At 35.1% G+C, this 23,896-nt stretch carries 22 protein-coding genes; 7 read left to right on the top strand and 15 right to left on the bottom strand.

The window, feature by feature from the left end; translation table 11 throughout:
* The first annotated feature begins 294 nt into the window (after window positions 1-294).
* Complete coding sequence (locus PHI38_RS04275; RefSeq protein WP_299853201.1) at window positions 295-987, top strand: MOSC domain-containing protein; 693 nt, start codon at window positions 295-297, stop codon at window positions 985-987.
* Here the strand turns inward: PHI38_RS04275 and purL are convergent.
* From purL to PHI38_RS04290, 3 genes are all read right to left on the bottom strand, one after another.
* Entirely contained in the window at window positions 984-3,194 is a 2,211-nt protein-coding gene (gene purL, locus PHI38_RS04280) for a phosphoribosylformylglycinamidine synthase subunit PurL (RefSeq protein WP_299853203.1), read from the bottom strand. The two genes, PHI38_RS04275 and purL, sit on opposite strands and share 4 nt — an antisense overlap.
* A gap of 71 nt (window positions 3,195-3,265) precedes the next feature.
* A complete protein-coding gene (greA, locus tag PHI38_RS04285; RefSeq protein WP_299853205.1) occupies window positions 3,266-3,790 on the bottom strand; it encodes a transcription elongation factor GreA in 525 nt (174 codons plus the stop codon).
* Between the two features lie 11 nt (window positions 3,791-3,801).
* Window positions 3,802-4,128 (bottom strand): hypothetical protein, encoded by a 327-nt coding sequence (locus tag PHI38_RS04290; RefSeq protein WP_299853207.1) that lies wholly within the window; start codon window positions 4,126-4,128, stop codon window positions 3,802-3,804.
* Window positions 4,129-4,244: 116 nt separating this feature from the next.
* Between PHI38_RS04290 and PHI38_RS04295 the strand changes: the two genes are divergently transcribed.
* Genes PHI38_RS04295 through holA form a run of 3 tightly spaced genes read left to right on the top strand, consistent with a single transcriptional unit; the run spans window position 4,245 to window position 7,964 of the window.
* Entirely contained in the window at window positions 4,245-5,042 is a 798-nt protein-coding gene (locus PHI38_RS04295) for an HDOD domain-containing protein (protein ID WP_299853209.1), read from the top strand.
* Window positions 5,043-5,049: 7 nt separating this feature from the next.
* On the top strand, window positions 5,050-6,999 hold the full coding sequence (locus PHI38_RS04300) for a ribonuclease R family protein (RefSeq protein ID WP_299853211.1): 1,950 nt from the start codon (window positions 5,050-5,052) through the stop codon (window positions 6,997-6,999).
* A 2-nt stretch (window positions 7,000-7,001) separates the two neighbouring features.
* On the top strand, window positions 7,002-7,964 hold the full coding sequence (gene holA, locus PHI38_RS04305; RefSeq protein ID WP_299853213.1) for a DNA polymerase III subunit delta: 963 nt from the start codon (window positions 7,002-7,004) through the stop codon (window positions 7,962-7,964).
* Window positions 7,965-7,966: 2 nt separating this feature from the next.
* On the opposite strand, the gene PHI38_RS04310 is transcribed toward holA, so the two are convergent.
* Both PHI38_RS04310 and ilvC read right to left on the bottom strand, forming a co-directional pair.
* Window positions 7,967-8,371, bottom strand: a complete 405-nt coding sequence (locus PHI38_RS04310) for a DUF350 domain-containing protein (protein WP_299853215.1) — start codon at window positions 8,369-8,371, stop codon at window positions 7,967-7,969.
* 151 nt (window positions 8,372-8,522) lie between these two features.
* A complete protein-coding gene (gene ilvC / locus PHI38_RS04315) occupies window positions 8,523-9,545 on the bottom strand; it encodes a ketol-acid reductoisomerase (protein ID WP_299853217.1) in 1,023 nt (340 codons plus the stop codon).
* A gap of 108 nt (window positions 9,546-9,653) precedes the next feature.
* Here ilvC and PHI38_RS04320 point away from each other — a divergent pair, with 108 nt between their 5' ends.
* On the top strand, window positions 9,654-10,277 hold the full coding sequence (locus tag PHI38_RS04320; RefSeq protein ID WP_299853219.1) for a hypothetical protein: 624 nt from the start codon (window positions 9,654-9,656) through the stop codon (window positions 10,275-10,277).
* 4 nt (window positions 10,278-10,281) lie between these two features.
* Here PHI38_RS04320 and PHI38_RS04325 read toward each other — a convergent pair whose 3' ends face one another.
* From PHI38_RS04325 to PHI38_RS04335, 3 genes are read right to left on the bottom strand one after another with little or no spacing between them, the layout of a single operon-like run.
* On the bottom strand, window positions 10,282-13,380 hold the full coding sequence (locus PHI38_RS04325) for an efflux RND transporter permease subunit (RefSeq protein ID WP_299853221.1): 3,099 nt from the start codon (window positions 13,378-13,380) through the stop codon (window positions 10,282-10,284).
* Between the two features lies 1 nt (window position 13,381).
* On the bottom strand, window positions 13,382-14,482 hold the full coding sequence (locus PHI38_RS04330; protein ID WP_299853223.1) for an efflux RND transporter periplasmic adaptor subunit: 1,101 nt from the start codon (window positions 14,480-14,482) through the stop codon (window positions 13,382-13,384).
* The gene (locus PHI38_RS04335; RefSeq protein WP_299853225.1) at window positions 14,483-15,715 is read right to left on the bottom strand and encodes a TolC family protein; all 1,233 of its coding nucleotides are present in this window, start codon (window positions 15,713-15,715) and stop codon (window positions 14,483-14,485) included.
* Between the two features lie 93 nt (window positions 15,716-15,808).
* Here PHI38_RS04335 and PHI38_RS04340 point away from each other — a divergent pair, with 93 nt between their 5' ends.
* A complete protein-coding gene (locus tag PHI38_RS04340) occupies window positions 15,809-16,306 on the top strand; it encodes a MarR family transcriptional regulator (RefSeq protein WP_299853227.1) in 498 nt (165 codons plus the stop codon).
* A gap of 83 nt (window positions 16,307-16,389) precedes the next feature.
* Window positions 16,390-18,429 carry a bifunctional diguanylate cyclase/phosphodiesterase gene (locus PHI38_RS04345; RefSeq protein ID WP_299853229.1) on the top strand — a complete coding sequence of 680 codons (2,040 nt, stop codon included), beginning with the start codon at window positions 16,390-16,392 and terminating at the stop codon, window positions 18,427-18,429.
* On the opposite strand, the gene ruvX is transcribed toward PHI38_RS04345, so the two are convergent.
* From ruvX to rpmH, 7 genes are all read right to left on the bottom strand, one after another.
* Window positions 18,412-18,804 (bottom strand): Holliday junction resolvase RuvX, encoded by a 393-nt coding sequence (gene ruvX, locus PHI38_RS04350; protein WP_299853231.1) that lies wholly within the window; start codon window positions 18,802-18,804, stop codon window positions 18,412-18,414. The genes PHI38_RS04345 and ruvX overlap by 18 nt on opposite strands.
* A gap of 119 nt (window positions 18,805-18,923) precedes the next feature.
* A complete protein-coding gene (gene mnmE, locus PHI38_RS04355) occupies window positions 18,924-20,264 on the bottom strand; it encodes a tRNA uridine-5-carboxymethylaminomethyl(34) synthesis GTPase MnmE (RefSeq protein WP_299853233.1) in 1,341 nt (446 codons plus the stop codon).
* 79 nt (window positions 20,265-20,343) lie between these two features.
* On the bottom strand, window positions 20,344-21,336 hold the full coding sequence (locus PHI38_RS04360) for a Jag N-terminal domain-containing protein (protein WP_299853235.1): 993 nt from the start codon (window positions 21,334-21,336) through the stop codon (window positions 20,344-20,346).
* A complete protein-coding gene (yidC, locus tag PHI38_RS04365; protein ID WP_299853237.1) occupies window positions 21,329-22,939 on the bottom strand; it encodes a membrane protein insertase YidC in 1,611 nt (536 codons plus the stop codon). Before yidC ends, PHI38_RS04360 begins: the two co-directional genes overlap by 8 nt.
* On the bottom strand, window positions 22,924-23,268 hold the full coding sequence (gene yidD, locus PHI38_RS04370; protein WP_299853239.1) for a membrane protein insertion efficiency factor YidD: 345 nt from the start codon (window positions 23,266-23,268) through the stop codon (window positions 22,924-22,926). The genes yidC and yidD overlap by 16 nt, the downstream gene beginning before the upstream one ends.
* Window positions 23,246-23,614, bottom strand: coding sequence for a ribonuclease P protein component (rnpA, locus tag PHI38_RS04375; RefSeq protein WP_367182599.1), 369 nt, complete (start codon window positions 23,612-23,614; stop codon window positions 23,246-23,248). Before rnpA ends, yidD begins: the two co-directional genes overlap by 23 nt.
* Complete coding sequence (rpmH, locus tag PHI38_RS04380) at window positions 23,602-23,736, bottom strand: 50S ribosomal protein L34 (RefSeq protein WP_299853241.1); 135 nt, start codon at window positions 23,734-23,736, stop codon at window positions 23,602-23,604. Before rpmH ends, rnpA begins: the two co-directional genes overlap by 13 nt.
* Window positions 23,737-23,896 lie beyond the last annotated feature (160 nt).

Raw genomic sequence — 23,896 nt, forward strand, 5'->3', positions numbered from 1 at the left:
GCAGTTTTGAGACACTTGGGAGTGAACAGTTTAAACCCATAAACGGTGCAAATCCTCATATTGGTCAAGTTGATATTTTAGAGAAAGTAGAAGAGTATAAGTCGAGATGATTTGCTCAGATGAGTTGATAAAAGAGGCTATAAAGGTTTTAAAAGAGACTCATCCTTATGAAGAAGTAGCATACGAAGTTTTTAGGATGGAAGTGTTTTAAACTCATTTATTGGTTACGCTCATATAAAATAATTTTCTTTTTCTTTTTTGTTACAATAATCTTTTTTACCCAAGGTTGTATCCATGAAAAACAGTGTTATATCTATTCAAGCTGGCAAAGTGAAATCTTATGGCGATAAAGAGAGTAGTGAATTTTTAGACAAATATTGGCAGAGTGCTTTTTTTAAAGAGATAGAAAATTCTAAGATTTATGTTAGTAAAAATGGTCTTGCTGGAGATGAAGTAGCAGACAAAGTTCATCATGGCGGATTAGAAAAAGCAGTTTTTGCGAACAGTTATGAGAACTATAAAGAGTGGGCGGAGTTTTTAGGTGTTGAATCACTTCCCTTTGGCGCACTTGGAGAAAACCTTACTATCACTGGGCTTCATGAGAGTAGCGTATATCTGGGAGATATCCATAAGATAGGCACAACACTTTTACAAGTCTCTCAACCAAGAAAACCTTGTTATAAAATTGCTAAGAGATGGGGTAACAAAAAATTTACAAATGAGATTTATATAACTGGACTTACCGGATGGTATTATAGAGTGCTAAAAGAAGGAGAGATAATCTCTGGCGATGAAGTCATAGTAAAAGGGAGTGATGAGAGCAGAGTCTCTATCTTAGAAGCAAATATGGCATTTGCAAACCCTATAAAATATAGAGATATTTTAGAGAAGATTCTCTCAATTGACTCAATAGCCCCTAGTTATAGAAGCAGTATAAAGATGAGAATTTTAGGGGAGTTTAGACTCGAGTATATGAGAGTAGATTAAACTCTCTCAATTACTCGTTTAAATGTGTTGAAGTAGTTATCTTGTAACTCTTCCATACTTATTGAAACATTGTTGATTTTAACCATATCTCCACCAACAGTTCCAAGTTTTTGGCACTGAAGTGCGCCAGCCATTGATTCAAAAGATGCAGAGTTTTCTTGTTTTACTTCGATAATTGCACGGCTCATGCTTTCTGCAAAAATATCTCTCTCATCATTTACAAGCATTCTAGCACTACATCCAAGTCCGCTCACAGCCGCCATTTTTGCTAGTGCGATAGCAACACCACCACTACTTGCGTCTTTTGCGCACTCTAAGAGACCTTTTTTATTTGCTTCAATTACTAAGTCCCAAAGAGCAAGCTCTTTTTCGTAGTCTATCTTTGGAAGAACACCAGCCACAACTCCACACATCTCTTTCATGTAGAGTGAGCCACCAAACTCAGAGTTTGACTCTCCTACTAGATAAAGAGTATTTCCCTCACCTTGAAAGCTTGACATCAAAACCTTGTTTTGGTCATCATTTACACCAACTGTTGCGATTGATGGAGTTGGAAATACAGATACACCATTTGTCTCATTATAAAGTGATACGTTTCCACCAATTACTGGTGTTGTAAGTTCTGTACAAGCCTCTTTAATCCCCAAGCACCCCTGAGCAAACTGCCACATAACTTCAGGATTTTCAGGATTACCGTAGTTTAGACAGTCAGTTATTGCCAAAGGTCTAGCTCCACTCATCGCAACGTTTCGCCCAGACTCAATTACAGCTGCCGCAGCACCACCTTTTGGGTCGATATAACAAAAACGAACATTACAATCAGCCGACATTGCAAGTGCTTTACCATTCTCTTTTACACGAATAACAGAAGCGTCAAGCATTCCACCCTTTTTGATAGTGTTAGTTTGAACCATTGAGTCATACTGCGTATAAATCCAACCCTTATCTACAACTTCCATAGATTTTGTAAGCCTCTCAAATGCCTCTTGATTTGGTACTTTTGCAAAGTCATCAATAGTAACAGAAGCGATTTTATCTAAGTAAGCAGGTCTGCTCATTGGACGATTAAGTACAGGCGCTTCTTCACTTACTGGGTTAACTGGCACCTCAGCAACTTTGTCTCCATGCCAAAAAAGCTCCATATTTCCAGTATTTGTTACTTCACCTATTACAGACACATCAAGATCCCACTTCTCAAATATCTTGATGATTTCTGCTTCACTTCCTTTTTTTGCACAAAGAAGCATTCTCTCTTGAGACTCACTAAGCATAAAGTCATAAGGAGTCATTCCCTCTTCACGAGCAGGAACACGGTCAAGATGCATAATCATACCGCTACCGCTACGTCCAGCCATCTCAAATGAACTTGAAGTAAGTCCAGCCGCACCCATATCTTGAATACCAACAACGTGGTCTGTTTTAAAGAGTTCTAAACAAGCCTCTAGTAGAAGTTTTTCAGTAAATGGGTCTCCAACTTGAACAGTTGGACGAAGAGATTTTGACTCCTCTGTAAAGCTATCACTACTCATAACAGCTCCACCTAGTCCATCACGTCCAGTTTTAGCACCAACATATATGACAGGATTGCCTATTCCATCGGCCCTTCCATAGAAAATCTCATCACTTTTTGCAAGTCCAAGAGTGAAAGCATTTACTAAAATATTTCCATTATAACACTCATCAAAACTTGTCTCTCCACCGATAGTTGGAACCCCCATACAGTTACCATATCCACCGATTCCAGCTACAACTCCACGAACCAAATAACGTTGATGTGCTGAAGTTTTGTTATCTTTTAAAACATCCCCAAATCTAAGGGCATTTAGACTTGCAACAGGGCGCGCACCCATTGTAAATACGTCACGCATAATTCCACCAACACCAGTTGCAGCACCTTGATATGGCTCAATAAAGCTAGGGTGATTATGTGATTCCATCTTAAATACAGCAGCATAACCGCCACCGATATCTATAACACCAGCATTTTCACCTGGGCCTTGAATAACCCATGGTGCTTTTGTAGGGAAGCCACTTAAGTGAACTTTTGAAGATTTATAACTACAGTGTTCACTCCACATTGCAGAAAAAATTCCGATTTCAACTAGATTTGGTTCACGACCTAAAATCTGTTTTATATGTGCGTAATCTTCGCTTGAAAGCTTATGTGAAGCTAGTACTTTTTCAATATCTTTTAGTTGTTGGCTCACGTGGAATCCTAAAAATTTAATTTTTTGGTTTTTAAAGTGGGATTATACCCAAAGTTAGTTTCTAAATTGATTTAATGGAAGGAAAAATCGGACTTTTTACGAATATTTTTTTTAATAGAGAAGATGTTTTTATAGTAAATTTCTAAGATTTCATACTCTTTTTTTACAAGAGGAAGTTGGATTTTAAACTCATCATTCACGCATTTTCCAAGCATAGCGCAAGCGAGTGGAGAGTGAACACTTATGAGAGCATTTTCTGGTTCTGATTCTAAAACTCCACAGATTGTGTAGAGCTCTTCTTCATCACTCTCTAAGTTTAAAATCCTAACACTACTTCCAAAGCTAACTTTTGTGTGTGAGAGCATTGAGGGGTCTATAATCTGAGCTTTTTGTATCATAGAGTTTAGATAAAAAAGTCTCTTATCTATGTGGCGGAGTTTCTCTTTTGCGGCTTGATAGTCAGCATTTTCACTTCTATCTCCCAAAGCTGCCGCTGTGAGTTTTTCTTCTGCAACTTTAGGTTTTTCTATCTCGAGCAAAAATTTAAACTCTTCTATTAAAAGGTCATACCCTTCTATGCTCATTGGCTCTTGCATCTTAACTCTTCTTAATTCTCAAATCCCATTATGTAATAGGTGTTTTTATTTTCCAATTTATCTACTTTTACTTTATATTTTTGGCTAAAATGTTTCACTTTTTCATGTGCTTCTTCTATTGCTTCTGGTGATGATGAGTCAATTTTTATCTTAAAATAATCGTTTGAGTTTGACATTGCAACATATGAGTCATCTACTTTTAAATGGTCATTAAGATCCATAATATGTTTTTGAATTTTTTCATATCCTACTGTGTTGGCTTGAATTCTTTGTAATTGATTTAATAATGCATCATTTGGTACATATCCGAGCTGTGTAAGCATCGCTTCTTTTTGCATATTGTTCTCCTTTTATTTTAAACTTTAAGAAAATAGTATCAATAAATTGTAAATATTCAGTGCTTTTTTATGAACATCTAAGTATCATAATTGTAAATTTTAAAACAGAGAATTAGATGAATGATGAGATACTCAAAAAAATAAAGCAGCTCCCTCCTCTTCCAGAGTCTGCAAGACAAATAGAAGCTGTTTATCAAGATCCTGATAGTACTTTTAGCGATATGGTAAAAATTCTAGAAAAAGATCCTCTCTTAACTGCAGATATTTTAAAAGCTGCAAACTCTCCACTTTATGGATTTAGTCGTGAGATAAATACTATAAATCAAGCAGTGGGCCTATTTGGAATGGGTACGGTTAGAGGGTTCGCACTAGCAAGTATCGTTAAAAAAAGCTTTGCTCTTGATTTATCTCCTTATGGGATTGATAGTGATATGTTCTCTACTTTATCTAAAAAACAACATGCACTTATTACCTCATGGTGCCTAAGAAAAGATACAAAGCTTTTAGGTATTCTCTCACCTGCAGCATTCTTAGTTGAGATAGGAAAAGTTCTAATTGCGCAACAAATTATGGCTGATAAGAGCCAAGAAAATTTTAAAAAAGCTCTAGCATCAAATGAGAGCGTTGAAGCAGCAGAGAGAGAAGTTGTTGGTGTTGATACCCCAGAAGTTAGTGCTACTATTTTTGAGCATTGGAGATTTGAAACAGGACTTGTTGAGACTATAAGAAACTGTCTAAATCCAGATAATGCAAAAAAAGATATAAAAAAAGCAGTGCAGATTTTACAAGTAGTTCGTAGTGCTGTAGAGATTAACGGCTCCATCACACAAGATAGTATAGATATGGCTAAAGAGCTTATACTCAAGTATAACCTTGACATGGAAAGTTTTGAAAAAGCTTTAGAAAATATCTGATACTCTTATGACAAAATCTCTTCTTATTAGGCTAACACATGGACTCGATGAGCAGGATATTGCTATAGATGAGCATCAACTTATTAACGATTTTTTAGCAAAAGAGTACATCACAAAAAATGGCACTCTTTATAAATTTAACTCAAAATATCGTGCTGGAACACTTGGACTAATCCAAAACGGAACTGCTTATCTAAATGTTATTGGCGAATATGTTCGAGACCTTTTTATTGATAATATCGAAGCTACAAAAGCAAAAGAGGGTGACCTTGTAATAGCGCAAAGATTGCTTGGAAAACGAGGCTCTCCAAGCGCAAAAATAGTTGAAGTTCTTGGACGCGCTCTAACATACAGCGTTGCATATATAATCACAAAAGATGCAAAAAAATCAATAGTTGATTTAAAAACAGACTTTCCAATTGGCATAGAGATATCTCAAAGTGAGTTAGATAGCTATGAAGATGGCGACGTTTTTAAAATCAATAATCAAGATTTTACTATTATGGAACACTTGGGAAATATTAAAGACCCATTAGTTGATGAGAAAATTGTTTTAGCACACTACAACAAACATGATGCCTTTGAACCAGAAGTGCTAGAGATTGCATCTTCATTTAAAGAGGTTGATGCCTCAAAACACCCATCAAGAGTAGATTTAAGAAAACTAGCTTTTTGCACGATAGATCCAGTTACTGCAAAAGATTTTGATGATGCTATTTATTATCATGAAGAAACTACTACTCTTTATGTTGCAATTGCTGATGTAAGCCACTATGTAGAGCCTTTTGGGGCTATTGACAATGAGGCTATTTATAGAAGTTTCTCTATCTATCTACCTCATCGCTCTATCCCGATGCTTCCTCGTGAGCTCAGCGAGACACTCTGTTCACTTCAACCTCATGTTGATAGATTATCTTATGTTTTTGAGATAAAACTTGATTTAAATACTCTAGAAGTGAGTAGTTCAAAAGTATATGAAGCTATCATTCACTCACAAAGAAGATTTAATTATGAAGAGATTGATGCTCTTTTTGAGGGCAACTTAGAGGCTAAGAACTCATCTGAGAAAGAGATATTTGAGTATATAAATAAACTTAGAGTTATTACGGATGCGCTTAGGGTTAAAAGACTAAAAGTAGGTTACAGTTTTCGCTCACATGAGCTTGAGATGTCTCTTGATGAAAATTCAAATATATTAAGCACAACCTATGCAGAAGAGACTCCATCTCATGGGCTTATTGAAGATTGTATGCTCTTAGCTAACAAAGAAGCTGCAAAGAGATTTACAAGAGGAATATTCCGTATCCACGAGCCTCCAAATCAGATGAAACTACAAAATCTTTATCAAGAGCTAGCTGGAATTGGAATGTTTATAAATATCAAAAAATCTATAAAAGAGACCATCACCGAGATACAAAAACAAGCAGAGGAGATGAACCTTGTCTCTGAAGTTGATACACTTATCATTCAGTCACAAATGCAAGCTAGATATGCACCTATAAATGCTGGGCACTTTGGGCTTGGGTTTGATGCGTACACTCACTTTACTTCACCGATTAGAAGATACTCTGACCTCATAGTTCACAGACTTCTAAAGGCTATCAACAACCACGATACAATGGAAGGCTCTTATGTTTTAAGAAACATAGAATCTCTATGTATGAGCGTAAGTGAGAAAGAGAGAGAAGCTTCAACGATAGAAGTTGAGTTTATGGCTAGAAAGTTTGCTCGGTGGGCAGCAGAAAATATAGATGGAGTATTTAACGCAAGGGTTACTTCAACTGATCCATATTTTAAAGCTGAGCTTCATGACACAATTTCTGGTGCTAGATTTTACATAACACAAAATCTAAACGCTGCTCTTTTTGATGATGTAAAGGTAAGAATAGACAAAGCAGATATCGCTAAAGCAAAAATCTATGCTTCAATCATTGAGATAATAGAAAAAGAGATTTAAGTTTGTACAAAAACGAACTCGATAAACATATAAAAAACAATTCACTCTCAAATAGCTTTATCCTCTTTGGTGAGAGCTCTTTTCTTGTGGATAGATACACAGAACTTCTTACACATGTAGAGGGTGCATCTGTTTTAAAGTTCTATCATGATGAGTATAACTTTAACTCTGCAAAAGCTCATCTCTCTCAAGCTTCACTATTTGGTGATCAAAACATTCTTATCATAAAAAGTGAGAAAAAAGTTCCAAAAAAAGAGCTGGATATTCTAATGGAGCAGTGCGAAAAAAGCTCTGATAATACCTTTGTTTATGCCTACTATGGAAGTGATTACACCTCTTATGCAAAACCATCAGCAAAAACTAAAACCATGTGCGTTAGATTTTTTCATCCAAATCACACTGAGGCAGTATCAAGTATCGCCCAGATTGCACATGAAAAAAATGTAAATATAGATACTCAAGCGATAAATCACTTATTAAATATACAAAACTCAGATATTGCCCTTGCATGTAATGAGATAGAAAAGCTTAGAGTTTATGATAGAGCAATCACAATCAAAGATATTGACGCGCTTATTTTTGGACTTGCTGAGATAAATATGGATGAGTTTATAAAGAAAGTTATCAATAAAAGAGATTTTAAGAGCGACCTGATGAGTCTTCTTGAGCATGGAGAAGATGAGATACGCATCGTAACTGCTCTAACTTCATATCTTACACAGCTATATATGTTTAACATCTATATACGCGTTAATGGTGCGCCAAACGCAATGGAAATCTTAGGATACAAAGCTCCAAACTTTGTAGTTGAGGATAAAGCTGCCCAAGCTATAAAAATCAAGCCTAAGCAGTACTATAAACTTCATGAGTTACTACTAGATAGTGAGCTTAAGATGAAACACTCACATGTAGATAAAAGTGCTATATTGCTCTCTACTTTTATAAGAGTTCAACAGTTGTTGTAAAACTAGTAGCTCATTGATCCTGCATTTAGTAGACCAATTGATATCGATAAAAATGCCATCAATATACCAGCTGAGACAAGACCATCGTTGATTAGTTTTTCAAAAGAAAATCTACTTTTAACTCTAGTAATAATCAGAGCAAAAAGAAGTTGAATTATCATAGCAACAGTTGCCCATATAATAAAATCTACATACGATACTGAACTCACTAATGCGCTATAAAGCGGAATACAAAGACCAACTATAGCTCCACCAAAACCTATTGCAGCTGCTGAATTATTCTCTTGGAATATCAGTTTATAATCATCATAAGGAGTAACTATCGCGTATAGATATAAAAACATAGCAACTATAAGAATTGCGCTCAAGAAAAATAGAGTGAAAAATAAAAATGACCCAAACAACATAATAAACCCTAATATTAAATTGCACAATATTATCTAAAAATTAGTAATGCTTAGATATAAAATATAGGTTTTGTATTATTTTAATTTTTATAAAGAAAAGCTGTTTTTGAGGGGTTAGTGAGTATAACGACGCATAAAATGCGTCGTTATTTTAGTTTTTAGAAGTATCTACTATCTTGTTTGCTGCAATCCATGGCATCATAGTACGAAGTTTAACGCCAGTTTGCTCAATCAATGAAGCTTTAGCGTTTGTTCTCTCAGCATTCATTCTTGGATAACCTGCTTGACCCTCAAGTATGAAATCTTTTGCAAATCTTCCATCTTGAATCTCTTTTAAAATCTCTTTCATTGCAGCTTTAGATTCTGCGTTGATAACACGTTTACCTGAAACATAGTCACCATACTCAGCTGTGTTAGAGATTGAGTATCTCATATCTGCGATTCCACCTTGGAACATCAAGTCAACGATAAGCTTTAGCTCATGAAGACACTCGAAGTATGCAAGTTCAGGTGCATAACCAGCGTCAGTTAATGTTTCAAATCCAGCTTGAACAAGTGAAACTGCTCCACCACATAAAACAGCTTGCTCTCCAAAAAGGTCAGTCTCTGTCTCATCTTTGAAAGTTGTCTCGATGATTGCAGTTCTACCGCCACCGATAGCAGAAGCGTATGAAAGTGCTAACTCTCTCGTTTTTCCACTTGGGTTTTGTCCAACTGCAATTAAGTCAGGGATACCGCCACCACGAACAAACTCACTTCTTACAGTGTGTCCTGGAGCTTTTGGAGCTATCATAGTAACGTTAATATCAGCTCTTGGGTGAATTCTTCCGTAGTGGATATTAAAACCATGTCCAAAAGCGATAGTTGCACCTTTTTTAAGGTTTGGCTCAATCTCATTTTTATAAATTTCTGATTGATTTTCATCTGGAAGAAGAATCATAACAACATCAGCAGCAGCACTTGCCTCACCTACAGTCATTACTTTAAAGCCCTTAGCCTCAGCTTTTGCCCATGAAGAACCATCTTTACGAAGACCAACAATTACCTCTACACCGCTATCTCTTAGATTTTCAGCGTGAGCGTGGCCTTGTGAGCCAAATCCAATCATCGCAACTTTTTTGCTCTTAATTAGGTTGATATCACAATCTTTATCGTAGTAAACACTTAATGCCATTATTTTTCCTTGCTATTATATTAAGCTTAAACGCTTAAAAATTTTTTGGCATTATACTAGAATAAAGCAAAAACTTCTATAATGCCTAGTAAAAATGGAGGGATATTTATGAAAAAATTTAATCTTTTTAAAGAAATTATTGTTGTGGATAAAAACACTCTTTTAGAGGCTATGAGCTCTCAAAAGAATTTTGGTATAAGGATTGATGGCGAAATATGTTATGAGCCTTTTACCACAGCAGATATTCTTATTTACAGTGGTGTGAGTGCTGATAACAATTCTATTGAGAGCACTCTTGGAAAAAACTATCAGATAGTAGAAGATGATGATAGAGTTCTTATAAAAGCTTTTTCAAATTGGCAAGAAATTATAGGTTTTAACAAATTAAGAGCGACATATGACGACACAACAGCTGATGGTGTTGATGAGTTTGGTACAAAAGAGATGGAAGATATCGGTTGGAATGCTACAGAGTTTAATATCTCTTACAGAGCTATTGTAGATATGCTTGAGAGTGAGTGTGATGGAACACTTATCTGTATAGAACAAGTTGAGCCATATCAGTTTAGTGGCTTAGGTTTTGTAGCAAACTTGGATGAAGCAAAAGATATGATGTTTGAGTTTTGTCAAAAAAAGATAAAGAAACTTATTCTTGAAGATGAGGATTTTGCGCTAGATAACCTAAGTGATGATGAGCTAGAAGCCGCTAAGTTTTTTAACTTAGCGGAATAAGATCTTATTTCTCTTTGTTAATTTTTGAAACTAAAATATAAAAAAGAGGGATAAATACGATTGCTAAAAAAGTAGCAGCCAACATTCCACCTACCACTCCAGTTCCTATGGAGTGTCTACTAGCTGCTCCTGCCCCGCTACTGATTGCTAAAGGAATAACTCCTAGAGTAAATGCTAAAGAGGTCATGATTATAGGGCGCAGACGAATCTTTGCCGCCTCTAGTACAGCTTCAACTAACTCCATACCTTGAGCTCTTTTTTGCATCGCAAACTCAACAATCAAAATAGCATTTTTAGCACTAAGTCCAGCTAGAACTAAGATACCTATTTGGAAGTAGATATCATTATCAAGCCCTCTTAAATGATTTGCTACAACAGCTCCAAAAATACCAAATGGAACAGCTAAAATAACAGCTATTGGCATCAACCATCTCTCATATTGTGCAGCTAGGATTAAATATAAAAATATAATTCCAAAGACAAATGCTAGATTTCCTGCACTTGATATCTGCTTCTCTTGATATGCAGTTCCTATCCAGCTGATACTATAACCTTCTGGGAGAACTTCATTTGAAACCTCTTCTATCGCCTTTAGAGCGTCTCCTGAGCTATATCCAAATGTTGCTTGTCCAGAGACCTTTGCTGCGTTAAAGAGGTTAAATCTCTCTACTAAATCAGCACCAACACTCTGCTTTAGAGTTACAAATGAGCTAAGAGGAATCATCTCATCATTTTTACTTCTAACAAAAATCTTCTCTAAATCTTGCGGCGTTTTTCTAAAAGATTCATTAGCTTGCATATTTACCATATAAGTTCTACCAAGCAAGCTAAAATCGTTTACATAAAAACTTCCAAAAGTTGCATTTAACGTCTGATAAATCTCATCAACATTTACACCTTTTGCTTTTGCTTTTACAGTATCTACTGATACTTCATATTTTGGTACCGATGTATTTAGAGTTGTTCTAACTCCCTCTAACTCTGCTCTTTCATTACCCTTTTGGATAATCTCATTAACATATTTTTGTAGCTCTTTTAAATCTGCACCTGTTCTGTTTTGAACATACATCTCAAATCCGCCAGCTATTCCCATACCCATAATTGGTGGGGGAACAACTCCAAAAGAGAATCCATCACTCGTTTGTGAGAGTTTTTTACCCATCTGAGATGCAATATAACTTGCATGCTGAGTTGGATCTTTTCTTTGATCCCAAGGTTGAAGTTTAAAAATAGTAGCTGCAGCGTTGGTTCTTTGAGCAAATGTAACAAAGTCAATTCCAGCAAACTGTATTGTATTTTTTATACTATCTTTATCTTTTGAAGCTATATCATATATTTCTGAAGTAAGCTTCTCTGTTCTACTAAGTGATGCTGATGGAGGGTTATAGCTAAAGACAAAAACTGTTCCTTTATCTTCTGTTGGAACAAGCCCTGTTTTTAGGCTTGTAAACATGCCGTATGTCACAAAGATAAGTCCACCAAAGAGCAACATACTCAAAAAAGAGTAACGCACTGTCAGTTTTAATGTATTTGAATATCCTCTAGTTGCACTATCAAAAAGGTTGTTGAACCATTTAAAAAAATGTTTTGGCTCTTTATGCTCTGGCTTTAACATTAAAGCACAAAGTGAAGGCGTTAATGTAAGAGCAACAAGCCCTGAAATAGCCAAAGAGATAACGATAGTAACAGCAAACTGTCTATACATCTCTCCGCTGAGTCCTCCTAAAAAAGCAACTGGAAGAAAAACTGCTGAGAGAACCAAGACAATAGCAACTAGCGCGCCCGAGACCTCTTGCATAGCTTTTATAGAAGCATCTTTTGGACTTAGTCCCTCTTTTATATGTCTCTCAACATTCTCTATAACGATAATCGCATCATCAACAACAATTCCAATGGCTAAAACAAGACCAAAGAGAGTAAGTAGGTTGATACTAAAACCTAGTAAATACATACCTCCAAACGCACCAATAATAGAGACGGGAACAGCAAGGAGTGGTATAAGCGTTGCTCTTAAATTTTGTAAAAATAAAAATATAATAAGAACAACTAAGATAATAGCTTCTATAAAAGTTTTAATAACTTCATTAATAGAGAGTTCAACAAAGTCGGTAATATCATAAGGGATAACATACTCAACATCTTCAACAAAACTCTCACTTATTTCAGCTATTACTTTACGGACTTCTTTAGCTGTCTCCATCGCATTTGCACCACTTTGCAAAAATATTAAAATAGGTACAGCGGGAGCATTGTTTAGCTTGTTTTTCATATCATAGCTTTGAGAACCAAGCTCAATGGTTGCTACATCTTTAAGCTTTAGTGAGCTTCCATCTTCGTTTGCTTTTATGATAATTTCTGAGAATTGTGATGGATCATCAAATCTTTGTGGTGTCTCTATAGTGTAAGTAAACATCTCTTTGTTTGAGATTGGCTCTGCTGCGAGCTTTCCAGCAGCATATTGCTCATTTTGCTCTCTTATTGAGGTAACTAGGTCATTTACTGTTAAAGAGTATTTTTTGAGTTTAGATGGGTCTATCCAAACTCTCATCGAGTAATCTTTTGCACCAAATATCGTTACATCGCCGATTCCCTTAACTCTTTTTAAATCATCAACGATATTCATAAGAGCATAGTTTGATAAAAAGCTAACACCCCTAGTCTGTTTTGGAGAGTGCAAAATAATAACTTGAAGCATGTCTGGTGACTTCTCATTAACTCTAACACCCTGTCTTTGAACCTGCTCAGGTAGTCTTGATAGTGCTGCTTGAACGCGGTTGTTTACATCTATTTTTGCATCATCAGGGTTTGTTCCAACTTTAAAAAATATACTTATACTTAGTGAGCCGTTATCAGCTGAGATAGAACTCATATATAGCATATCTTTAGCACCATTTATCTGCTCTTCAAGTGGTGCTGCAACAGTTTTAGATACAGTCTGCGCACTTGCGCCTTGATAAGAGGCAGTTACAACGATTTGTGGTGGAATAACTCTTGGATACTCCCCAATAGGCAAAGAGCGCATAGCAATAACGCCAGCTAAGACGATAACTATCGAAATAACGGATGCAAAAACAGGCCTATTTATAAAAAAAGTAGAAAACATTTTAGTTGCCTTCCATGATGCTAACTTTTGTGTTTGGTCTTATTTTTGCAATATTGCTAACTACAATCTCTTCTCCCTCTTGTACACCATCTGCAACATAAACAATGCCATCTTGTACATGTACACTTTTAATTGGTCTCATAGTGGCAACGCCATCTTTTATAACAAAAACGATTGTTGCATCTTGTGTTTTAAACAGAGCACTTTGAGGGATTCTTGCAACATGATCATAATAAAGACCATCTATTTTTATCTCAGCATAAGAGCCAACCACTAACTCTTTGTTTTTGTTTTCAAATTTTGCTCTTAATTGTAGAGTATCTGTTAGAGCTTCTATCTTAGGTGAGATAAAATCCACCTCTCCCTCATAGTTTTTCCCACCAGCACTCAAACTTACTTTTGTACCATTTTTAATTTGAGAGATATACTTCAAGACATCACTACTTGGCAGAGAAAACTCAGCATATATTGGCTCTTGAGCAGTGATTGTAACTAGTTTTGAGCTTACTTCACCAACTTCTATATAAGCGCCAACATCGCTAATACTCATCCCGATAGTACCGCTTATTGGTGCTTTAATAGTTGTGTAGTTAAACTTAATCTGGGCATTTTGAACTACTGCTTTTGCCTTTGTAACTTCTGCTTTTGCATCTTCAAAAATATAAAAAAGTTCATCACGCTGTTGTGCAGAAATTGCACTGTTTTTAAAGAGATACTCGTTACGTTCCCAATCCTTAAGCGCTTTGTTAAAATTTGCTTCTGCTTTTAATAGAGCTGCTTTTGCCTCATTTAAAGATGCTGCATATTCATCTTTTTGAATCTCATAAAGAACATCGCCAGCTTTAACATAAGCGCCCTCTTTAAAATTCTCACTTATAAGTAATCCACTAACCCGTGCAACTATATCAACTTCATTAAAAGGTTTAAGCAAGGCCGGATAACTCTTTACTAAAGGAGCCTTCTCAAACTTTACGCTATACGCTTTTACTGGTAAAGGTGGCATTTGAGCTGCCGCTGATACAGCTGGTGCACTCTTTTTATCATCACTACAACCTACTAAAAACAGAGATAAAACCACTGCTAAAATTGTTAAATTTTTCATCTATAAAAACTCCTTAATATCTTTTCCACTAAAATAAATCAGTTCTGCTTTTTTAATCTCTTGCTCATATATAGCTCTTTGTGCGTCTCTTTGTGCATCATACTTTTCACTAAGTGCTAAGAGGTAAGCAACATTATCAATAGTTTTGTTTTGATACTTAAACTTTATAAGTTCATACGCTAAAGATGCAGCATCAGCAAGCGCTTTTGTTGATTTTACCTTCTCTTGTGCAATCAAGAATGATTTTTTTGCAAGACGATACTCAACATCTGCTCTATTTTTCTCGTACTCTATTGTAGATTTTTTACTCAAATACTCTTGAAATTTAGATTCATATGCTTTAGTTCTTGAGCCAAAATCAAAAATGTTCCATGACAAATTTAGCATAGCTATATTTTGATTCTCTACCAAGAATCCACTATCTAAGGCTTTGTTGTCAAAATAATAATCACTATGACTCAATGTATCATCTATATATACAAGAGGCATATTTGCGCTTTTTTTGACATTTGCTTCATGCAGTATTGAAGTCGCTTCATACTCAAGAGCCTTAATATCAGCTCTTATAACCTCATCTTGCTCTTGAGGCATCTTAATAGTTACATTACCCTCAAGACTATCAACGCTTTTAGATATATAGTACTCAAGAGTATGTGTAATCCTCTGGCTCTCTAGCTCTATCTCTTGAAGAGAAACCAAAGCATTTTTCAACCTTGAGTCAATCTTTACTACTTCATCTCTTGTAACAGAACCTGCTTCATAAAAAAACTCAACTCTACTAAGCTCTGCTCTTAGCTGCTCTAGCTCTTGTGTTGTAGCTTCTTTATCGGCTTCATATGCAAAGTACTCAAAATAAAGTCTTGCAACATCAAGTGAAATAGCGTTTTTAGTTGCTTCAACTGTGCTTTTACTTGAGTCTATAGACGATTCAAGCTGGTTATATAAGCTACCTCTTTTACCACCATCATAGATTGTATATTTTAAAGATGCTTGATATTTCAGTGAGTTTTGCGCAAGAGCTGCTGTCTCTTTATAAGCATTTTGATAGTTTGCACCTATATCTATACTAGGTAGATATGAACTCTTAGCACTCTCATATAAGAGCTCTTTAGAGACAAGAGTATGTGTTGCTGACTCAACAACTCTATTTTTATGTGATAGTTCCAACAACTCATCTAACGTATATGAGTATAGGAAAATGGGTAAACAAAGTATCGGCAAAAAAAATCTCAACTGCTCTCCTTGTTAATTATTTTACGAAATATTACCAAAAAAACTCTTAATTATGTCTTGCTAGAAAGATATAATTTTTGATATACTTTCATCATGAAGAAAAACAGAATAAATAGTGACCTTATTACTAACTTTTATGAAAAAGTCGAGATGAAAGAGCTTCCAGAAGTCTTTTTGATGACTTTTCCCATAGCATTGATTCAAAAAACTATCTTCTCGCACTCTGAGAGTTTTTTAAAAGAGCGTTATGATCTGCTAAACTCAGAGGTGGATGTCTTAGCCTCACTCTACACTCATAGCAAAATTCTCTCACCTACCCAGCTTTACGATATGACAATACTCTCATCAGGTGGTATGACAAAGGTTTTAAAAAGACTTCAAGACAGGGCTCTTATTAGCAGAAAAGAGGACGTAACTGATAAAAGATGTATGCTTGTCTGCCTAACGCAAAAAGGAGAAGAACTCATCATAAAATCATTAAATGATATCTCTAAAGAGTGCCATAAATACTTTGAAGCATTCACCCAAGAAGAGATGGATACTTTCTCAACTCTGCTTAAAAAAATACTCTTAAATATAAATAAGGTTTAATGTTTAGTTAATATAATTATTAGTTATATTATATTAAGATTTCTTGTAGAATTATTGTAAATCTATAATTAAGGTGTTTTACTTTGAATAGAAAAAATCTCATAAAAAATTTAAACGAAGCACAAGAGATAGCGAAACTGGGTCACTGGAAACTAGATTTAGTTACAAATCAGCTGTTTTGGTCAGATGAAACTTATCGAATATTTGGTTTACTACCAAATGAAATTAAACCGTCTTATGAGAATTTTTTAAACTTTATACATACACAAGACCGCCCTCTTGTAGATGAAGCCTACACAAAGTCTCTCAAAGATAAGAAGCCTTACAGCATTATACATCGCATCATCACAAAAGATCAAAAACTTAAGTATGTTGAAGAGAGATGTGTTCACAAGCTCGATGATGATGGCAATGTTACAAAATCAATTGGGACCGTACATGATATAACAGAGAGAATAAAGTACGAAAAAGAGCTTGAGATTGCATCAAATGTTTTTAAATACTCTTCTGATGGTATTGTTATAACTGATAAGAGCAACAAAATAGTCTCTGTAAATAGATCTTTTGAAAAGCTTACAGGCTACTCTAAAGAAGAAGTAATAGGAAAGGACCCAAAACTATCAGGCTCTGGATGGGGAGATAAGAAGTTTTACCAAGAGATGTGGGATAGTATAAACCAACATGATTTTTGGCGCAGTGAGATATGGGATAGAAAAAAAGATGGCTCACTCTACGCAATAGAGCAGACTATAATCTGTGTAAGAGATAAAAACAGAGAGATTATAAACTACATTGGGATATCTCATGATATAACTGAGGCAAAAAATAGAGAAAAAGAGATCCATAAACTTGCGTTTTACGATTTTTTAACAGGGCTACCAAATACACAACTATTTAAACAAGAGGTAGAAGCTTATATCAAATCTGCCAACTACAACAAAGAAACTTTTGGCATTTTATTTTTAGATTTAGATAATTTTAAATGGGTAAATGACTCACTGGGCCATCAAGCTGGAGACCTTTTACTCATTGAAATGGCAGCAAAATTAAAAGCTATTATCTCTGAGGATAGCATACTCTCAAGGCCTGGAGGAGATGAATTTGTCATCTTAGCTCCATATGAAAACCTACTTAGTATATCTCAGTTAGCTAATACCATCTTAAATAGTGTAAAAGACCCTATAAAAATTCAAGGTAGAGATGTAAATGTTAGCTGGAGTATTGGGATAAGCCTCTATCCTCAAAATGGTGCTAACTATAATGATCTACTTAAAAATGCTGATGCTGCAATGTATGAAGCAAAAAAAAGAGGTAAGAGTACTTTTAAATACTTCAATGACGCTATGAATAAAGATGCTTTGTACCGTTTAGAATTAGACACAAAATTAAGACAAGCCATAACAAACAATAGTTTTTTCTTAAACTACCAACCAAAATACTCATTTATGCTAAACAAAACTACAGGTGTTGAAGCTTTAATTAGATGGATAGACAAAGACTTAGGATTCATAGCCCCTGATAAGTTTATACCAATAGCAGAAGAGTCAAACTACATAAACAAGATAGGAAGTTGGGTTATCAAACAGGCTCTGAGTGACTTAAAAATCATTAACTCAAAGCTTACAACTCCTATTAGCATCTCTATAAACGTTTCAGGAAAACAGTTGGATGAGCCATCTTTTTATGATGAAGTAAACTTACTTTTGCAAGAGAGCGGTATTGAGCCCTCTTTAGTAGAGTTTGAGATAACTGAAACCTCTATCATGCAAAACATAGATAAAGTTGTAGATATCTTAAAGAAGATAAAAATGTTAGGAGTAAAGATATCTATAGATGACTTTGGCACTGGTTATTCATCTATGTCATACTTAAAAAAGCTTCCAATTGATACTTTAAAGATAGATAGAGAGTTTATAAAGGAGTTAGAGAGTGATGAAGACTCAAAAAGCATTACAGGTGCGATTATAGCACTCTCCAAATCTTTAAAACTAACAACAGTAGCTGAGGGCGTTGAAAATGAAGAACAGAGACTTATTTTGGGTGAGAAAAATTGCGATATGATGCAGGGCTATCTTTATAGCAAACCACTCTCGCTAGAGGATTTGTTAAAGTTTTTGTCTTAAGTATCTCTGTAAAATTATCATAGCAGAGATTGAGTCTATTCGCCCATCTCTTATATATTTTATCTCGCCTCTCATCATAGACTCTGCTTCAATTGATGAGTTACTCTCATCTTGGTAAAAAACCTCACCCTCAAATGCAACTAGATTCATAAAATGAGCAACTCTGCGTCTCATTTCATCTTCACTACTTCCACCAAGAGGGATACCAACTACAACAGCATCAACTTCCCACTCTTTTAAGACTTTTTTAACATCTCTTGCAGCTTGGTCTCTGTTTTTTCTCTCTACGGCTTTAAGGGGAGTTACTAAATCTTTATGTGCAGAGTATGCAAGGCCTATGCGTTTTAGTCCTAAGTCAATTGCGATATATTTCACTTTTTCACTTTTTCACTTTTTTATATAAACTATACGAGCAAAGCTCATATAGTTTGCGCTAGCCGCTATGGCACTAAAGTAGCCTTTAATAAGGCTTGAAAAAATAGAATTTAGCAATTCTATTTTCCTAGACAAAAAGAGCCAAACATCTTATCTAGCATCTCATCATTCTCAAATGGTCTTGTGATTGATGCCATCTCTTTTATCGCTTCATTTAGATTAAAAGAAAATATCTCAAGCTCTTGATCAAGAAGTGGCTCAAACGCCTCGTCTATATATTTAAGAGCATTTTGAACTGCACCTATTTGTCTTTGTGAAATAAGCATCATCTCATCAGAAGAGTTGGCTTGATTCATAATATTCTCAAGCGCCAAAATCAGCTCCTCAACACTCTCTTTAGAGTTTATCTCCATATCAAACTTTAACTCAGTTCTAGAGAATTTTTGCTCTAAATCTATCTTGTTCTTAACATAGATAACATTTTTACCCTCTGCTTTAGATTCTATAAGGGATAAAATCTGCTCATCTTCATCATCTGCAACTCTAGAAGCATCAAAGAGTGCTACGACTATATCACTCTCATTTATCGCTTCAAGTGAGCGCTCTATTCCAATTCTCTCTATCTCATCACTAGCTTCTCGTATGCCTGCCGTATCAACAATGCGGATAAGGTGAGTACCAATTTTAACCTGCTCTTCTATCGTATCTCTTGTAGTTCCTGCTATATCGCTGACAATTGCGCGGTTATAATTAAGAAGGGTATTTAAGAGTGAGCTTTTGCCAACATTTGGTTTTCCAATTATTGACACTTTAAAGCCCTGCATTAGTCCTTCTCTAGCCTTGCTTGCTTGAAGCGTTTTTAAAAGTGAGCTCTTTAACTCATCTAGTTTTGCTCTAATTTGCATAACCAAATCCTCTGGCAAATCCTCTTCTGCATAATCAATACTTACTTCAGAATAAGCAAGTATATGAATAAGGTCATCTCTAATTTTTTCTATATATTCTTGGAGCGAGCCCTTCATCTGCAGTGCTAGAATTTTTGCTGCATCTTCACTTTTTGCTTCTATAAGTTGTGCGATTGCCTCGGCTTTACTTAAATCAATTCGGCCATTAAAAAAAGCACGTTTGGAAAACTCTCCAGGAGTTGCTAGCCTTGCACCAAAAGCTAGTGTTGCCTTTAAAATGCTTTGAGCAACTATAAAACCACCATGACACTGAATCTCTATAATATCCTCAGCGGTAAAAGAAAAAGGCGCTTTGAAGTAGATAACTATTGCTTCATCTATTAGTTCGCCATTAAAGTCATATATATTCGATAGTGATGCATATCTTGGGGTGAAGTTTTCTTTGCGGGTAATCTTTGAAGCAATCTCTAAAGCTCTATCTCCGCTTATGCGGATTATTGCAATAGAGCCTATGCCATTAGCTGTTGCAATGGCACTTATTGTATCTTCATGCATTAATTAATTTCCTTTCTTTGAAAACTAGTTCCCAAAGAAATTCCTCTCACTAAAGCTTTGCCTTTGGCAAGAAAATTCATTAGTTGTGGTAATCGTTTATGATGATAAACTTTAACCCATCTCTTGTAGAGCGAACTGCTACATACTTATTTGGATACTTTTCTCTAAGCTCTTTTAGTGCAATCTGGATTAAAACACCATCAAGAATTTTTGTCTGAGCACGTCCATCTCTATCTATGTTTTCACAAACAGACACAAGGTATCTTGCAACTGATTCTTCTTGATTTTTTAAAAACTCTGCTATTTCTAGCCTGAGTTGAAGTTGATATTTTGTATTTATCCAGTTGAAAATCATATATGAGAGCGCTTTATATCTGTAGCCTTCTTTACCTATAAGAAGAGCTGCATCTTCGCCTTTAAACTCTATAAGCAATGTGCTTTCGTCATAAGGAGTTACATCTATTTTCTCAATATTAAAGCAAATTGATTTAAAGAGTTCATTTATCTCCCTCTCAACAGTTTTTGCAACCTGATATGCACTTACTTTTATTACTTCTTTTTCACTAGAGACTTCATCTTCATCATCATAATCTGCTGTATAATTGATATCTTCCATATCATAATCATCATCTTCTTGCATACTTACAAAAGACTGGGGCATGATGGTATCATTTACAATATGATGTTCTTGTTTAGGAGTCACTTTTTTTGGTTTGTACTCTTTTTTTTGCTCTGGTTTGAACTCTTGTTTAAACTCTTTTTTTTGCTCTTGTTTGAACTCTTTTTTAGGTTCTGGCTTTGCTTCAACTTTCTCTTCTACATATCTCTCTTTTTGAGCTACTGGAGTTGGTTTTATCTCTGCTGGAGCTTTTTGAATCTGTTGAGGCTCATTAGTAGTTTTATCTTTTGTTTTTTTAGCGGCAACAATAATTGCACTTTTTTTAAACAATCCCATAATGCCTTTACTTGGAACTTGAACAATCTCAATTGCCAACTCACTAGCAGAGCACTCTAACGCTAAAGCTGCATCCTTACATGCTTGCTCTAAAGTTGTCGACTCTATCTTAATCATCTTTTTTCTCCACATGCTTGTGTGCAGCTATTTCTGCATCTTTTGCATTTTTAAACTGTTGATTTACAATGAACTGCTGTCCAATTGAGAACATATTGTTTACAAACCAGTAAAGAACTAGACCTGATGGGAACGTTATAAAGAAGAATGTAAATATTATAGGTAAAAATTTAAATATCTTCTCTTGAAGAGGATCAGTAAAATTACTAGGTGTTAACTTTTGCTGATAGTACATAGAAGCACCCATAAGAAGTGGAAGAACAAAAGTTGAGTCCATTCTAGAGAGGTCATTTACCCACAGTATCCAAGGAGCACCTTGAAGTTCAACTGCATTTAAAAGTACACGATAAATTGCAAAGAACACTGGTATTTGAAGTAACATAGGAAGACATCCGCCAAGTGGATTTGCTCCATGTTTTTTATACATCTCCATAACAGCAGCATTCATTCGTTGAGGATCACCCTTATGTTTTGCTTGAAGAGCTTTGATTTGAGGAGATATATCTTTCATCTTCTGCATTGAGACCATACCTTTGTATGTCAAAGGATAAAGAACCAATCTGATAAGAAGTGTAAGAGCAACAATCGACCAACCCCAGTTTCCAATCAAGCCATGTAGCCACATAAGTAGCTGAAACAGAGGCTTTGAAGCAAATGTAAACCAGCCGTATTCAATAGCGTTTGTTAAAATAGGATTTATTGCATGTAGTGTTTTGTATGTTTTTTGACCGATATAACCACTAAATTTCATATTTTGAGTTGCTTCAAAATATACTATTGGATTATTCTCTTTATCTCTATCGATTATGATATTTGTATCTTTGCCAAAGCCATACATAATAGAAGCAGAGTATTGATCAAATGCAGCAGCCAACTCAATACGGTTAAAGCTTTTTCTCTCTTTTGCATCGCCATCTTCAATGATTGTTAAAAGTTCTGCATCATTATAAACCAACGCACCAGTTGCAGCCATCATCTGCTCTTTTTCATTAACCTTTGGTCTTTGTCCTAAGTAGATGAAATATCTTTTATCTTCACTTAGAGAAACATCAACATCATAATGTCCATCAGCATAAAATATTATCTCTTTTGTCACGCTCAAGTTAGATAATTTTTGAGTTAATATAACTTTTTGAGCACCATCTTGAAGGTTAATCTCTGATACATTTGCACTGTAAGGAGTTTTTGTAGCCTCTTCATTTATAAGTGGATCTAAAAATCTAATAAAAAGCGGTTTTGTACCACTTTGTGGAATAAGTTGCGCATGTGCATCATCATTTGTGTTATACATATCTTGTAGTAACTCTTTTGAAGAGATACGTCCAAGAGTATCTATCTTAAGCAAGAAGTTATTACTTTTTACTGTTATAAGTGTACTTAAATCGTTTACAACTGTTGCTTCTTGCTCAGATATTTTATGTCCAACAATATCTTCAACTTTTTGAGCCTCTTTTAGCTCTACTTTTTGCTCTATGCTTTTTTGTGTTTGTGCCACATCTGTTGGCTGTTCCGCTGGATAGATTGCTGTATATGCTATGAAAAATACGAACGATAATACTACTGCTAGTATAAGTCTCTGATTTGGTGTCATTTTGTCGAACACATTTGCCCTTTGTATGAAAAATTTTTTATGATATAAAAACGGTTTTTTTTATTTGGAACCAACCAATATTTTATACAATCAACCCCTATTTCTTTGGGTTTTAATGAGAGTTTATCAAGAAGTGGATACTCTATACCGCCCTCAAACAATTGATTACAACGCAGTATTCTAGTAAAAGTGTGGTAAAAAGCACTTGAAATGGAGTTATTTTCAAAGTGAATTCTTGCATATTCGCTACAAGATGGGTAATATCTGCAACTACCATATCCAATAAGTGTAAAAAACTTCTGATAAAGCCATAAAAGTTTAAGCAGTAATGTTTTTATCATCTGTTTTTTTCTTAAAAGTATCTAAACGACTTAAAATTTTTTCAAAGTCATTTTGTAGTTTTTGATGTGATGTTTCTGAGATTGTTTGTTTGGCTACAAAAATATATGTGCCATCTTTAAGAAGCGAAGAGTAAGTAACAAACAGAGCCCGAAGTCTTCTTTTTGCTCTGTTTCTCTTTACAGCGTTACCAATTTTTTTAGTAGCTGTAAATCCCACTTTTTTAACGTTGTTTGCGGGAAGAAAAAATAGTACAACACTACTTGAGTGCGAATCTTTTCCTTTTCTATAAACATATTGAAACTCCTTATGAAGCTTCAGTGTATAGAAATTTCCTAAACTGACAATTTTTTACGACCTTTTGCACGGCGACGATTGATTACATTACGACCATTCTTTGTTGCCATTCTTGCTCTAAAACCGTGAGTTGATTTTCTCGGTTTACCGTGAGGCTGGTATGTTCTTTTCATGACATATCCTTCTTTGAAATTAAGTCCGAAATCATATATAAAAGTTACTTAAAGCGTGGTTAAGGTTTGCTGTTTTTCATAGCAAGATACACTTCTTGTAACTTCTTCAACTTCACGTTAAGATACTTTTACACTTATCTCATTATCTACAAAGTCAAAC

The sequence above is a fragment of the Sulfurimonas sp. genome (assembly GCF_028694895.1).
Lineage (GTDB): Bacteria > Campylobacterota > Campylobacteria > Campylobacterales > Sulfurimonadaceae > Sulfurimonas.